General features: G+C 69.8%; 13 protein-coding genes. 10 read left to right on the top strand and 3 right to left on the bottom strand.

Annotation, left to right across the window (positions count from 1 at the left end; all coding sequences use genetic code 11):
* Positions 1-6: 6 nt before the first annotated feature.
* A complete protein-coding gene (locus E0H50_RS08070; RefSeq protein ID WP_131285954.1) occupies positions 7-597 on the top strand; it encodes a helix-turn-helix domain-containing protein in 591 nt (196 codons plus the stop codon).
* Positions 598-601: 4 nt separating this feature from the next.
* Positions 602-1,858, top strand: a complete 1,257-nt coding sequence (locus E0H50_RS08075; protein ID WP_131285955.1) for an MFS transporter — start codon at positions 602-604, stop codon at positions 1,856-1,858.
* On the opposite strand, the gene E0H50_RS08080 is transcribed toward E0H50_RS08075, so the two are convergent.
* Positions 1,806-3,128: a hemolysin family protein gene (locus tag E0H50_RS08080; RefSeq protein ID WP_131285956.1), complete on the bottom strand. Its 1,323-nt coding sequence runs from the start codon at positions 3,126-3,128 to the stop codon at positions 1,806-1,808. The two genes, E0H50_RS08075 and E0H50_RS08080, sit on opposite strands and share 53 nt — an antisense overlap.
* Positions 3,129-3,297: 169 nt before the next feature.
* Between E0H50_RS08080 and galT the strand changes: the two genes are divergently transcribed.
* Both galT and galK read left to right on the top strand, forming a co-directional pair.
* Positions 3,298-4,344, top strand: a complete 1,047-nt coding sequence (gene galT / locus E0H50_RS08085) for a galactose-1-phosphate uridylyltransferase (RefSeq protein ID WP_131285957.1) — start codon at positions 3,298-3,300, stop codon at positions 4,342-4,344.
* Complete coding sequence (gene galK / locus E0H50_RS08090) at positions 4,341-5,468, top strand: galactokinase (RefSeq protein WP_131285958.1); 1,128 nt, start codon at positions 4,341-4,343, stop codon at positions 5,466-5,468. Before galT ends, galK begins: the two co-directional genes overlap by 4 nt.
* A 344-nt stretch (positions 5,469-5,812) precedes the next feature.
* Here galK and E0H50_RS08095 read toward each other — a convergent pair whose 3' ends face one another.
* Complete coding sequence (locus E0H50_RS08095) at positions 5,813-6,625, bottom strand: DeoR/GlpR family DNA-binding transcription regulator (protein ID WP_131285959.1); 813 nt, start codon at positions 6,623-6,625, stop codon at positions 5,813-5,815.
* Between the two features lie 79 nt (positions 6,626-6,704).
* On the opposite strand from E0H50_RS08095, the gene E0H50_RS08100 reads away from it, so the two are divergent.
* From E0H50_RS08100 to E0H50_RS08130, 6 genes are all read left to right on the top strand, one after another.
* Positions 6,705-7,835: a GNAT family N-acetyltransferase gene (locus E0H50_RS08100; RefSeq protein ID WP_131285960.1), complete on the top strand. Its 1,131-nt coding sequence runs from the start codon at positions 6,705-6,707 to the stop codon at positions 7,833-7,835.
* A gap of 110 nt (positions 7,836-7,945) precedes the next feature.
* A complete protein-coding gene (locus tag E0H50_RS08105) occupies positions 7,946-8,608 on the top strand; it encodes a GNAT family N-acetyltransferase (RefSeq protein ID WP_131285961.1) in 663 nt (220 codons plus the stop codon).
* Positions 8,609-8,698: 90 nt separating this feature from the next.
* Positions 8,699-9,502, top strand: coding sequence for a CAP domain-containing protein (locus tag E0H50_RS08110; protein WP_131285962.1), 804 nt, complete (start codon positions 8,699-8,701; stop codon positions 9,500-9,502).
* Between the two features lie 316 nt (positions 9,503-9,818).
* A complete protein-coding gene (locus E0H50_RS08115; protein ID WP_238150835.1) occupies positions 9,819-10,685 on the top strand; it encodes a CAP domain-containing protein in 867 nt (288 codons plus the stop codon).
* Between the two features lie 392 nt (positions 10,686-11,077).
* A complete protein-coding gene (locus E0H50_RS43725) occupies positions 11,078-12,928 on the top strand; it encodes a hypothetical protein (RefSeq protein WP_238150836.1) in 1,851 nt (616 codons plus the stop codon).
* A 113-nt stretch (positions 12,929-13,041) separates the two neighbouring features.
* Entirely contained in the window at positions 13,042-13,296 is a 255-nt protein-coding gene (locus E0H50_RS08130) for a hypothetical protein (protein WP_131285964.1), read from the top strand.
* Here the strand turns inward: E0H50_RS08130 and E0H50_RS08135 are convergent.
* Positions 13,275-14,225, bottom strand: coding sequence for a GlxA family transcriptional regulator (locus E0H50_RS08135; protein WP_131285965.1), 951 nt, complete (start codon positions 14,223-14,225; stop codon positions 13,275-13,277). The genes E0H50_RS08130 and E0H50_RS08135 overlap by 22 nt on opposite strands.
* Between the last annotated feature and the right edge of the window lie 40 nt (positions 14,226-14,265).

Consider the following 14,265-nt stretch of genomic DNA (forward strand, 5'->3'; position numbering starts at 1 on the left):
CCAATCATGTCTTTGGAAAAGGATCCGCAGCGGGCGCGGCTGCTGAACGATCCGCTGGCGATTCGGGCGATGGCGCATCCGGTGCGGCTCGACCTGCAGTCGCTGCTCGGGCGCGAGGGCCCGCTGACGGCGGCCGAGGCGGCGCGGCGGCTGGGGATCAGCCAGGCGCTGGCGTCGCACCACCTGCGGCAGCTGGCGAAGTACGACTTCGTCGAACCGGCGCCGGGCAAGGACAACCGGGAGCGGCCGTGGCGCCTGGTGTCCACGTCGCAGTCGTGGCGGGACGCGATCAAGACGCCCGAAGGCGCGGCCGCCGCCGACGTACTCGAGCAACTGATGGCCGAGCGGGCGCTGGACGCGCTGGCGAAATGGCAGCAGCAGCGCCTGCTGGCCGACCCGGTCTGGCGGGACAACTCCGGCATCGGGCAGACCGGTCTCTACCTGACCGGCGAGGAGCTGGCGGAGATCGTTGGGCAGATCAACGAGCTCCTGCAGCGCTGGGTGGACGAGCGGCCGATCGACGACAAGTCCACCCGGCCGGCGGGAAGCCGGCACGTCTCGTTCACCCAGATCGTTGCGGTCTCACCCGAGGAGTAAGCACATGAAGGACTTGTGGGGCGTCCTCGCGCGGCAGCGTGACTATCGGCTGATGCTCAGCGCCGGCCTGATCTCGCTCACCGGTGACTGGCTGCTGCGCACCGGGCTCGCGTTCCAGGTGTACGTACTGACCGGCTCGACACTCGCCTCCGGCGGACTGCTGCTCGCGTCGTTCCTCCCCGCCGTGCTGCTCGGGTCGCTGGCCGGTGTCTTCGTCGACCGGTGGAACCAGCGCACCACCATGATCGTGACGAACGTCCTGAACGCCGTCGTACTGCTCCCCCTGATCGCCGTCCACGACGCCAGCATGATCTGGATCGTGTACGCCGTCGTCCTGGCGCAGAGCTGTCTGCAGCAGTTCTTCACGCCGGCCGAACAGTCACTGGTCCCGCTCCTCGTGAACTCCGACCAACTGGTGACCGCGAACGCGCTGAACAGTCAGATCCGCGACCTCGCCCGCCTGGTCGGCGCCGCGCTCGGCGGCGTGCTCGCGGCCGCCGGCGGACTCACGCTCCTTGCCATCGGCGATGCCGTGACGTTCCTCGCCGCCGTCGTGCTGGTCGCCGCGATGCGGCACCGGCAGGTTCGGCCCGACGCCAAGGAGGAGACGGCCGGCGGCGCGATCAAGCGGCTGAAGGAAGAGTGGACCGAGGGCTTGCGGCTGTGCGTCGCGGGTCCGGCGATGCGGCTGTTCTTCGTGTTCTGCCTGGTCACCGGCGTCGGTGAAGGGATCATGAGCACGCTGTTCGCACCGTTCGTCAGCGCCGAGGTCGGCGGCGACGGGAAGGTGTACGGCCTGATCGTGTCGTCGCAGGCGATCGGCGGGATCGTCGGCGGTCTGGTCGCGGCCGCGATCGGTTCCCGCTGGCCGGCCGCGACCTTGTGGGGACTCGGCGCGTTCGCGTTCGGGCTGATCGACATCGCGCTGTTCCTCTACCCGTTGGCGTCGGACAGCGTGATTCCGGCGTTCGTGTGCATGATCGTCGTCGGCCTGCCCGGCGCGCTCACGATCGCCGGGATGATGACGGTGTTCCAGAGCCTCACCGTCGACGGCACCCGCGGCCGCATCTACGGCGCGGTCGGCGCCGCCGAAAGCATCGCGGTCCTGCTCGGCATCGCCGCGGCCGGCCTGCTCGGCGACGCCGTCGGCATCATCCCGATCCTGGTCTTCCAGGGCCTCGGGTACGTCGTGGGCGGGCTGGTGGTACTCAGTCGGCGGCGGGCTCTGGTTCCTCGGCCGGAATCTGCTCTGACGGTGTGACCAGGTGCAGGCGGACGCGGGCGACCCGGCGGCCGTCCATCTCGGTGACGGTGAGGGTGTGGGCGTCGAACGGGACCTCGTCGCCGGTCGACGGAACCTTCCCGAGCCGGGCGGCGAGGAACCCGCCGACGGTCTCGTAGGGCCCGTCGGGGAGCTCGATCGTGGTCGCGTCGGCGAAGTCGTCCAGGTTCAGCAACCCGTCGACCTCGATGTCGCCGCTGCGCAGCCAGGTCGTCTCGGCCGGTTCCTCGTCGTACTCGTCGGTGATGTCGCCGATCAGCTCCTCGACCAGGTCCTCGAGCGTGACGATGCCGGCAGTACCGCCGTACTCGTCGAGGACGATCGCGAGGTGGGTGCTGCGGCGGCGCATCTCGGTCAGCGTCGGCAGCAGCTTCGCGGTGTCCGGCAGCATCAGGACTTCGCGGGCCAGGTCGCCGACCCGGACCGAGCGGGTCGCGACCGCCGGGTCGAACAGGTCCCGGACGTGCACGAACCCGACGATGTCGTCGGCCGAGCCGTTCATCACCGGGTACCGCGAGTGCGGCCGTTCGGCGGCGAACTTGACCGCCTTGTACGCCGGCATCTCGGCGTCGACGAAATCCACCTCGGTGCGCGGCAGCATCAGCTCGCGCAACTGCCGGCTGCCGGCCTCGAAGACATCGTCGACGATCTTCCGCTCCTCCTCACCGAGCGACTCGTGCGCGGAGATGACGTCGCGGAGCTCCTCGTCGGACATCACCTCACGGTTCGCGTTCGGGTCGCCGCCGAGGGCGCGCACCACCAGGTCGGTGGACTTCGACAGCAGCCAGATCACCGGCCGCGCACCGGACGCGATCCGGTCCACGAGCGGCCCGAGCGCGAGCGCGAACCCCTCGGCCCGCTGCAGGGCCAGGCGTTTCGCGGCCAGCTCGCCGAGCACGATCGAGACGTACGAGATCAGGATCGTGATCAGCACCAGCGCGACCGTGCCGGCCACCGACTCGGGCAGCCCGAGCTTCTGCAGGTGCGGTGCGAGTCCGTCCGCGAGCGTCGCGCCACCGAAGGCGGCGGACAGGAAGCCCATCAGGGTCACGCCGATCTGCACGGCGGACAGGAACCGGTTCGGGTTGGCGGCCACCTTGGCGACGATCTCGCCACGCCGGCCGCGGTGCGAGAGCGCCTTGAGCTGACTGTCCCGGAGCGAGACCAGGGCCATCTCGGCCGCGGCGAAGACCCCGCCGATCAGCACGAAGACCAGAATCAGGACGATGTTGAGCAGGGTGTCGTTCATGGGTGCGGTTTCCTAGCGCCCTCTCGTCAGACGTCGAGAGGGCGGGCGTTGGGCGTAGTCGTCCATCTACCAACTCTAGCGGTGGGCGGTCCCACAGTGCATGTTCGAGTTTGTTGGTTTACGATGATTCCTGGCTGCCCAAGCGTCGGACGGCCGGGAGGGTCAATCGATGAACACACCGCGCGGAGCGCGCCGGACGGACACCAGGCTGTCGGACGGCCGCGAGCTGATCTACTACGACCCGGCCGACGCGCCGGCCCGGGCGCCGCTCGAGGACACCCGCGGCCTGCCCGCGCCGCAGCCGCAGGTCGAGCTGCGCACCGATCCGCTCACCGGCGACGTGATCACCTACGCGACGCACCGCAACACCCGGACGTACCTACCGCCGGCGGACCAGTGCCCGCTGTGCGCGAGCAAGCCGGGCAACCCGACCGAGATCCCGGACCACGACTACAACGTCGCCGTCTTCGAGAACCGGTTCCCGTCCTTCGCCGGCCCCGGCCGGACCGAGGTGGTCTGCTTCACCAGCGACCACAACCGCTCGTTCACCGATCTGTCCCAGGGGCAGGCCCGGCTGGTCGTCGACACCTGGGCCGACCGGACCGCGGAGCTCGGCGCCCGCGACGACGTCGAGCTGGTGTTCCCGTTCGAGAACCGCGGCCGCGAGATCGGCGTCACGCTCAGCCACCCGCACGGCCAGATCTACGCCTACCCGTTCGTCCCGCCGCGGATGCAGAACCTGCTGCGGCAGGCCCGCAAGCACCAAGAAGTTGCCGGTAGCAACCTGTTCGCCGACGTCCTGGCCGCCGAGCGCAAGGAAGGCACCCGGGTCGTCGCCGAGAACGGCAACTGGACCGCGTTCGTCCCGGAGGCCGCCCGCTGGCCGGTCGAGGTGCACCTGTACCCGCACCGCCAGGTCGGCGGCATCGACGAACTGTCGGTCGGCGAGCGCGACGACTTCGCCGAGCTGTACCTCGACGTCCTGCAACGCCTCGACGGTCTGTACGGCGAGCCGCTGCCGTACATCGCCGCCTGGCACCAGGCCCCGGTCCGGATCGATCGCGAGCTCGGCTACCTGCACCTGGAGCTGTTGTCGATCCGGCGGGCCAAGGACAAGATCAAGTACCTGGCCGGCTCCGAGTCCGGCATGGGCGCGTTCATCAGTGACACCCGGCCCGAGGATGTGGCCGAGACCCTGCGAAAGGCCGGCCAGTGAGCTTCCAGAAGGTTTTCGGTACGTCGCCCGACGGCACGTGGCGCGCCCCGGGCCGGGTCAACCTGATCGGCGAGCACACCGACTACAACGACGGCCTGGTGCTCCCGATCGCGCTGCCGAACCGGATCCTGGTCACCGCCTCGAAGCGGGACGACGGCCGGATCGCCGTCGCGTCGAGCGGGCACCGGGGCGTCACCGAGTTCGCGATCGACGACCTGGCCCCGGGGTCGGTCGGCGACTGGGCCGCGTACCCGGCCGGTGCGGCCTGGATCCTGCGCGAGTCCGGCTACCCGATCGGCGGCGCGAACCTGCTCGTCGACTCGGACCTTCCGTCCGGTGCCGGCCTCTCGTCGTCGGCCGCCCTGCTGTGCGCGACGTTCGTCGCGCTACTGGGTCTGCGCGACATCGAGGTCGACCCGGCCGAGATCGCGCGGCTGGCCCAGAAGGCCGAGAACCAGTACGTCGGCGCGCCCGTCGGACTCATGGACCAGATGGCCTCGATGTGCTGCACCGCGGGCCACGCACTGTTCTTCGACATCCGCGCGATGTCCACCGACCAGATTCCGTTCGACCCGCCGGCGGACGATCTCGCGCTGCTGGTCGTCGATGTGAAGGCACCGCACCGGCACGTCGACGGTGAGTACGCCGCACGCCGGACGAGCTGCGAGCAGGCGGCGGCCGAACTCGGCGTACCGGCGTTGCGGTCGATCGCGTTCGAGGACCTCGACGACGCGCTCGGACGGTTGCCGGACGACGTCGTACGGCGGCGTGTGCGGCACGTGGTGACCGAGATCCGCCGGGTCGAGGACGCGGTCGCGTTGATGCGGGCCGGCAAGCTGCGCGAGGTGGGTCCGCTGTTCACCGCATCGCACGCCTCGCTGCGCGACGACTTCGAGATCACCGTGCCGGAGCTCGACGTCGCCGTCGACACCGCGCTGGAGGCCGGTGCGCTCGGGGCGCGGATGACCGGTGGTGGTTTCGGTGGTTGCATCATCGCGCTGGTCGAGGCGTCGGCGGCCGATTCCGTGCTGTCCGCGATCGAGAAAGCCTTTGCGGAACACGGTTTCTCGGCCCCGACCTCACTCGCCGCAACCCCATCAGCCGGCGCCTCCCGCGTCAGCTGACATCGCGCACCACCCGCTGACGCCTCCCCAAACCAGTTTGGGGAGGCGCGCCCTCCCACATCGGGCAGTACGGCTCCCCAATCCACGCACAGAGCCCCCCAAACCGGTTTGGGGAGGTTTGGCACCGGGATCGGGGCGCGCACAGTCCCCAAACCGGTTTGGGGAGGTTTTTCGCCGGGACTGGGGAGGGCTGCTGCCCGATTTGGGTGGGTAGAACTCCCCACAGCGCTCCGGCCTGTGGCACAGCGCCGGGGCGAGGCACCCGCGCCGACGCCGACGCGACGCGACGCGACGCGACGCGCGAAGTCTCCGGCGCTGCGCGCGTCAGTTGACGTGCGGGGTGTTCATGAAGCGATGACTAGGTCACATCCTGTGTCGCGCATGGCTTTGCGGGCGGCGGTCGTGAGGCCGTTGTCGGTGACGATCACGTCCAGGTCGGACCAGGTCGCGAACGTACTCAGGCCGACGGTCCCCCACTTGGTGTGGTCCGCGACGACGACCACCTCACGGCTCGCGGCGATGAACGACCGGTTGGTCTCGGCCTCCATCAGGTTCGGCGTGCTCAACCCGTGCTCGGCGTCGACACCGTGCGCGCCGAGGAACAGCAGGTCCAGGTGCAGCGACGCCAGCGCGGCGGTGGCGATCGGGCCGACCAGCGCGTCCGACGGTGTCCGGATGCCGCCGATCAGGACGACGGTGCGGTCCGAGCGCCCGTTGCCGTGGAACACGTCGGCGATCCGCGCCGAGTTCGTGACAACTGTCAAGTTCTCGACCCGCAACAGCTGCCGGGCCAGCGCGTACGTCGTCGTACCGGCGCCGATGCCGATCGCGCTGTCCGGCTGGACCCGGGTGGCGGCCTCGGCGGCGATCGCCTGCTTGGCCGCGGACTCCTGGGTCAGCTTGGCGTCGAAGCCCGGCTCGTGCGCGCTGCGCAGGCCGACGGAGGTCGCGCCGCCGTGCACCTTGTGCAGCAGACCGCTGGAGTCCAGGGCGTCCAGGTCGCGCCGGATGGTCATGTCCGAGACCCCGAACCGGTCGACCAGCTCGGCCACCGTGATCGCGCCGCGGCTGTTGACCTCGGCAACGATCGTGGCCTGTCGCTGGGCGGCGAGCTGGCCGCCGCGGCCGCGTGGCGCTTCTGCTCCGGCTGGGTTCACGCCCACAGCCTAATCGGGGAACGCCTCGGTGTCAGGGAAATGTGTTTGCCCGGCCGGTGGCAGCGCGTCACCCTGAAGCATGCGATTTCCCGAAGACGTCCCGGTGCTGACCGACGGCGTGGTGACCCTGCGTGCGCACACGGCCGACGACGTCGACCCGGCGTACCGGATGTGCCAGGACCCGGTGATGCAGGAATGGACCACGATCCCGGTCCCGTACCTGCACGAGCACGCGGTGAACTTCCTCACCGAGGTGGTCCCGGCCGGATGGCGCGAGAACACCGCCTGGGCCTGGGCGATCGAGTACGACGGGAACTACGTCGGCACCATCGATCTGCGCGACGGCGAAGGCGGTGTCGGCGAGGTCGGGTTCGCGGTGTCGGCCGAGGTCCGCGGCCACGGGGTGATGACGCGGGCACTGAAGCTGGTGGTGCGGTACGCGTTCGACGACCTCGACTGGACGCGCGTGATCTGGCGTGCGTACGTCGGCAACTACGCCAGCCGCCGGGTCGCGTGGAAGACCGGGTTCCACGGGCTGGTGACGATTCCGGGCGGCGGCCTGTCGCGCGGCGTCCGGAAGGACGAGTGGGTCGCGACGATCGGGCGCGACGACGAGCTCGAGCCGAAGGGCAACTGGTGGACGGTTCCCGTGCTCGACGGCGGCACGATCCGGCTGCGGCCGTTGCGCGCGTCGGACGCGCAACGGGTGATGGAGGCGTGCGGCGACGAGCGGACGCAGCAGTGGTTGACGGGCATGCCGTCGCCGTACGGACTCGACGACGCGAAGGGATTCATCGCGAGCCGGGCGGATGCGGCGGCGAGCGGTGACGCGGTCGCCTGGGCGATCGCCGACGCGGTCACCGACGTGCTGCTCGGCAACGTCAGCATCTTCGGTCTGAACAACCGGATCGACAACACGATCGGCGAGATCGGGTACTGGATGCACCCGGACGCGCGCGGCCGCAAGGTGATGTCGAGTGCGGTCGAGCTGGTGATCGGGCACGCGTTCCGGCCGATCGAGGAAGGCGGTCTGGGCCGGCGCCGGCTGGTGTTGCGGTGCGCCGACGTGAACACCGCGTCCGCGCACGTTGCCGAGGCCAACGGCTTCACGCGGGTCGCCGACGAGCGCCTCGCCGACCCCCGCCGCGACGGCACCTACACCAACCTCCGCACCTACGACCTGCTCGCCACGGAGCACCCTGCCGGCTGACAGCTCAGGGTCCCGTGGTGACCGGCTGCAGGCAGCGGTTTACGGCGAGTTGGTGTCAAACGACACCGGTTCCCCTCGCCGTCGGGCTGCCGGGCTGCTTGAATCGACGGGTGAGAGATCGTGAGGAACTCGTCCGCCGTTGGCAGGCCGGGTGGTCCGTCTCGCGGGGCTGGACCACGGTTGAGGATGACAACGACGGCATTCTGATCGTCCGGGCAGGTGAGGAGAGCCGGCCGACGGAGTACGTCGTACTGGATGCCGATGACAAACCGGAACGGGTGGAACGCGCCGCCCAGCTGGCCCTCGCCGACGGCGGCGGGCGCGGCTCGGGCTGGATCACGCTGGCCACCGACGACAAGGAAGCCCGGATCGAACAGCTGGAGGAACTCGGCCTCGAGGTCCAGCAGGACCAGGACTGGCTGATGACGATCCAGCTCTCGGAGCAGCCGGCCCTGAAGCTGCACGAGCGATATACGTTGCACACCGAGCTCGAGGACGACCTGATCATCACCCGCGCCACCATGCACGGCGGAGTGGTGTCGAGCGGCCGGATGGCGGTCGTCGGCGAGGACGCGGTCGCGGACCGGATCGAGACCGACCCGGCGCACCGCCGGCGCGGACTCGGCAGCGCCGTGATGGCGTCGCTGGTCGAGGCGGCCGCGGCGAAGGGTGCGAAACGCGGCATCCTGATCGCGTCGATCGACGGCCTGCGGCTGTACCGGAGTCTGGGCTGGAAGGTGATCGCCGACATCGTCATCGCCCGCTCGCGCTGACTCATTCAAACGACTGCCATAGTCAAAGGTTTGTGAAGTGCTGCCCGCTGCGCGGGTGGGCAATCGTTGGCCTGGGCAAGGCTGCAGATCATGACGAACCACAGACGGTCCCCCGGCAACGGTGTGGCCGGTCCCCTCATCGCGTCACTGTCGGCTCTCGTATTGCTGGCCGGCATCGGGTGGTTCGTACTGCGCCAGTCGGACAGCAGCAAGGTCACGAGCCAGTCGGAACCGGTCTCGTCGATGGAGACCGCGAGCGACGACGCGTCGTCGGCCACACCGGTCCGTCCGACCACTCCGACGTACACACCTCGACGTACGCCGACCCCCTCGAAGGCCACGAGCGTGACGCCGAAACCCACGCGGACGACGTCGGCGCCGAGCCGGGGCAGCACACGGACTCCCAAGCCCACCACGTCGACGACGTCGCCGAAGCCGACCCGCTCCGCGACCCCGACACCTACGCCGACCAGGACGACGAAGACCTCGAAGCCCACCAGCGGACCGGCCGAGGCGCAGGTCCTGGACCTGACCAACCAGGAACGTGCGAAGGCCGGCTGCGGACCGTTGCGGACCAACAAGTCGCTGACCCAGGCCGCCGAGGCGCACGCCGCCGACATGGTTGCCAGGCACTACTTCGCGCACGACAGCCTGGACGGCCGCAGCCCGTTCGACCGGATGAAGGCGGCCGGGTTCCGGGGCGGTGCGATGGCCGAGAACATCGCGGTCGGCTACACGACCGCGGCCGCAGTCGTGAAGGGCTGGATGAACAGCGCGGGACACCGCGCGAACATCCTCAACTGCGGCTACACGATGATCGGCATCGGGTACGACAGCGGCCAGGTGAAACCCGACTGGGGCAACGGCAGCTGGGTGCAGGATTTCGGCGGCTGACCGGGTTACCCCGGCGTTCAGTCAATCGTTTTCTTCAGGATTCGTTAAGAGGCCATTCGGCTCCGTAACGATGACCTTGCACGTCGGTTAAGGTCGCTGTTCGGTGAGACCAGGGGGGACCTGGCTGGACCACGGGGAACGACGCGCAACTCGGTACGACGAAAAACGAAGAGGATTCGCCCATCCCATGATGGATTCGCCTACCCCCCGGCGGCACCGCGGCAGTAGACGTGCTCCCCGGCGGAGCCGTGGCCTGGTCGGCCCTACCGTCAGCGCGCTCTCGGTCCTGGTCGCGATCGGACCTGTGGTCTGGTTGATGTCGCGCGACAGCGACCAGGTCAACGACGCCACCAACGTCCAGTACGTCAACGAGGACACCCGTGTCGACGGCGGGTCCGCGGTCGAAGGTACGACGGCCGGCACGCCGCTGATCACCATCACGAAGACCTTGCCGAACGGACGGACGACGACAGCAGTCCTCGGTACGCCGGCGTTCGGCGCGAGCACGTCCTCCTCCGCGACCCCGGCGAGCCCGGGTGCGTCGAGCGACACGCCCAGCACCGTGCTCACCACGCCGACGGCACCGACCGTCGGCACGACCACAGTGACCGTGTCACCGACCGCGCCGGGCAGTCCACGGACCCAGGCCGGCAAGCCGAAGCCGAAGCCGACGACGACCGCGAGTACGACGCCGACGCGGACGCCGACCAAGACGCCGACGAAGACGCGATCGACCGACCCGACGCCGAGCGAGACCACGCAGCCGCCCACCGGTGGCGGCGGGACGAACACGCAGGAGCGGCAGGTCCTCGAGTACACCAACCAGATCCGTGAACAGCAGGGCTGCGGCCCGCTCCGGCTGGACAGCGCACTCGTCGAGGCCGCCGGCAAGCATGCGTCGGACATGGTCCGCCGGCACTACATGGACCACACCAACCCTGACGGACAAGACCCTGGCGACCGGATGGCGGCCGCCGGGTACCGCGGGTCGAGCTGGGGCGAAAACATCGCGGCCGGCTACGACAGCGCACAGAAGGTGGTCGCCGCCTGGATGCAGAGCGACGGGCACCGCAAGAACATCCTGAACTGCCGGTTCACCACGATCGGCGTCGGATACGACCCGGGCCAGGTCAAGCCGGACTGGGGACCGGGCAGCTGGGTCCAGGACTTCGGCAGAAGCTGAGACCGGGTAGCCATCGTGGTTGTCATCGTGTCCAGAACACCGAGAGTGGCCAGAACGTTGTCCCAGGGCCACAATGTCCGGCCGATTCACGGCCGGTCGCGGCGGGTAGGTCCTGTCTGGCGATTCCCCGCCGTCGCGAGCAGGTGCTCGGTGCGGTGCATCGGCGTGCGGGGGCGAAGGGGTCGATGCGGAGCATCGTGGCCTTTGCCCCCGTGCGGCGAGGTGCCGTGCCGAGTGCCGCGCAGTAGGCGGGGAATCGCCAGACAGGACCTGCATCCGTCCTTGTCATGTTGCCGGACGGGCCTGGGGGGCTCCGGTGAGGCGGCGTGTGAGGCGCCTCGATCTGGCGAGGCACGTCTTGGGGGCGCGACTTTGAAGGGACCAACGAAATAATGTCCGAGTCCGGCAACGGCCGGTACAAACCACGCAGGAAAGCGACCCGAGCGGCCTCCCGTTCGTCGCGGTCCGGCAACCGGCCCACCCCGCCCGCGGAACCCACCCCGCCCGCACCACCCGAACCGCCGCGCTACGCGCCGCGGACCAGCGACGAGTCCCCCTTCTGGGCCAGCGCGCCGAAGGGCGCCACGTCCAGCGAGTCCCCGTTCTGGGCCGGCGGCAACCAGTCACGCCCCGCCACGCCGCAGTACGCACCGCGCGGCGCGCTGCCCAGCTACACCGCTCCCGACACCGAGGCCGGTCTGCCTACCCGACCGGCCGAAGACCCGGCCGCGGGCCTGGCGAACCGGCGGCCTGCCGGCGGTACGCCGTCGTGGGTCGACCAGTCGATCGCCGGCACCGACCCCGAACCCCCCACCCGAGCCCGCCGCGCAGCCCGCAAGGAAACCCCAGCCCCGCCAGGCGAAACCGCCGGCACCTGGTCCTCCCGCCGAGCCGCCGACGACTGGGCCTCCCTAGGCGCCGCAGGCACAGCTCCCTCCGACACGGCACCCGCCGCACGCACACCCCGCGCAAGCGAGAACACGCCCACCGCAAGCGTCTTCGGGGCCGGCGAGAACGCGTTCGGCACGAGCACCTCCGGCGTAGGCGAGAGCGCATCCGGCGCGAGCACCTCTGGCCTCGACACGTCCGGCGAAAGCACGCCCGGCGTTGGCGCGAGCACGTCCCGCGCGAGCGAGAGCGCATTCGGCGCGAGCACGTCTGGCATAGGCGAGAGCACGTTCAGCGCAAGCACGTCCGGTGGTGGCGCGAGCGCGTCTCGCGGTGGTGAGAGTGCGTTCGGTGCGGAGCGTGCTGATGCCGGCGCGGCGGCGTACGCGGGTGCTGGGACGGACTCGGCGGCTGAGCACGTTGTTGCTGCCGGCGCCGGTGGGCGTGGGGCTTCTGGTCCGGGTCGGCCTGGTGGTTCTGGGTCTGGCGGCAGTGGACCGGGACGACGTACGGCGGCTCGGTCGGCAGCGGCCGGACGTTCGGCGCGTGGTCGGCGTACGGTGATCGCGATCGCGTCTGTGCTGCTGGTGATCACGCCGATCTCGTGGATCCTGCTACACCAGCCGCAGAACGACGAAGCGGACGCGTCCATCCCGATCGTCACGCGCACCGACGACACCTACATCACCCCGAGCGCCAAGCCGGCGGTCGCGACCCCCTCGGCCAAGGTCACCGTCCCGCCAACGGCGACCCCCACGGCCACCCCCACGAGCACCCCGTCGGAAACCCCCTCGGCAACCCCGACAGACACTCCGACGAACAGCCCGACGGACACCCCGACCACCAAGTCCTCCACGAACACCCCCAGCACCGCCCCGACCTCGGCCCCGACCACGCAGCCCACCACCGCCCCAACCTCCCCGGGCCGCACCGTCCCCACGCCGACAGCCACCAAGACCACCACGACCCCGCCCCCACCCGTCGACGGCGGTATGGACGCCAACGAACAGCAACTGTTCGACCTGATCGACAACGCGCGGGTGAACAACGGCTGCGCACGCCTGAAAGAAGATCCCAGCCTCACCTCAGGTGCTCGGTCGACGGCCCAGAGCCGGGCGACGTCCGGTGACAATCTGAACAGCGGCTCAGGCTCGCAGGTCGGCGCCGGTGGCGACGGTATGACCGCACAGCAGGCCTACAACCAGCTGATGAAGAAGTACAAGAGCACGATCCTCGACTGTGGTCGCACAACACTGGGGGTAGGCATGAAGTCGGCCGACCACGACACCGGCATTCTGTGCCCGCTGATCTGCGGCTCGGCCGCCCGCAACGCCTGGGTGGCCAACTTCTCCTAGCCGTCCGCTCGCGCGAGTCGTGGATTCGGGGGGATGTTTTGCCGTCGGAACCCACGACTCGGCGCGATGGGTGCGACCATGGGTGTCGGTGACCTGGTCCGCGGGAGGTTGGGATGCTTGAGCGGGATGATGTGGATCGGGTGGGGCCGGCGCATTTCGGGATTCATCCGGACGCGCTGTCGGCGGAGCGGCCGGATCCGCGGCCCGAGGAGGCCAAGCGGATGGGGCTGAGCCGCCATACCGAGGAAGGCGCCGTGCTCTACTTCGCGTCCTCGCTCGACCGCGGCAAGCCGGCGCACCGGATGATGGCCTGGATCCTGCTCGTCACGTTCGCCGCGCCGGTGATCTACATCCTGCTCGTGCTGTAGAACTCCTGCCGGTGCCGCTGCGGTGTCGTCCCCAGTAACCCGTGGAAGTGGTGCCGGAGCGCGTCGCTGCTCCCGAACCCGCTCTCGGTGGCGACCCGCTCGACCGACAGGTCCGTTGTCTCCAGCAACAGCCGCGCCCGGTCGAGCCGCTGGCGCAACAGCCACGCCTGTCCCGAACTCCCGGTCCGCGCCCGGAACTGCCGGGTGAACGTACGCCGTGACATCGCGACCGCCCCGGCCCATTCGTCGAGCGACACCGGCTGGTCGAGCCGCGCCCGCGCCCACACCATCGCCTTCTCGATCACGTCGTCGGCGGGATCCGGCGGCACCGGCACCGGGATGTACTGCGCCTGCGACCCGCTCCGATGCGGCGCCACCACGATGTCCCGGGCAACCTGCTCCGCCACCTCGATCCCGTGATGCGTGCGTACCAGGTGCAGACAGCAGTCCAGCGAGGCCGCCGTACCGGCGGAGGTGACGAGGTCACCCTGGTCCGACCACAGCACGTCCGCCCGCACGTTCAGCGACGGGTACCGCGACCGCAGCTCGTCGGCGAACCGCCAGTGCGTCACCACTTCACGCCCTTCGGCGAGCCCGCTCTCGGCCACCAGGAACGCCCCGACGCACAGCCCGACCACGGTGGCGCCCCGCGCATGCGCGCCCCGGATCGTGTCCAGTAGTACGTCGGACGCCACCAGCCCGGGCTCCCAGCTCGGCAGCACCACGACGTCGGCCTGCTCCATCACTTCGAGCCCGTGATCCACCGTGATCCCGAATCCGGCGCTGGTGGGGAACGAGCCCGGTTCCTCCGCACAGACGAGCACGTCGTACCGGCTGGGCAGCCCGCGGCGTTCGCCGAGCACCAGGCACGGCACGGACAGGTGGAACGGGCTCATCCCGGGATAGGCGAGGACCGCGACGGTACGCATGGGCACAGTATGACGCAGTATGGCCCGATCTTCGGGAACT

This window comes from Kribbella sindirgiensis, assembly GCF_004331435.1.
Classification (GTDB): Bacteria; Actinomycetota; Actinomycetes; order Propionibacteriales; family Kribbellaceae; genus Kribbella; species Kribbella sindirgiensis.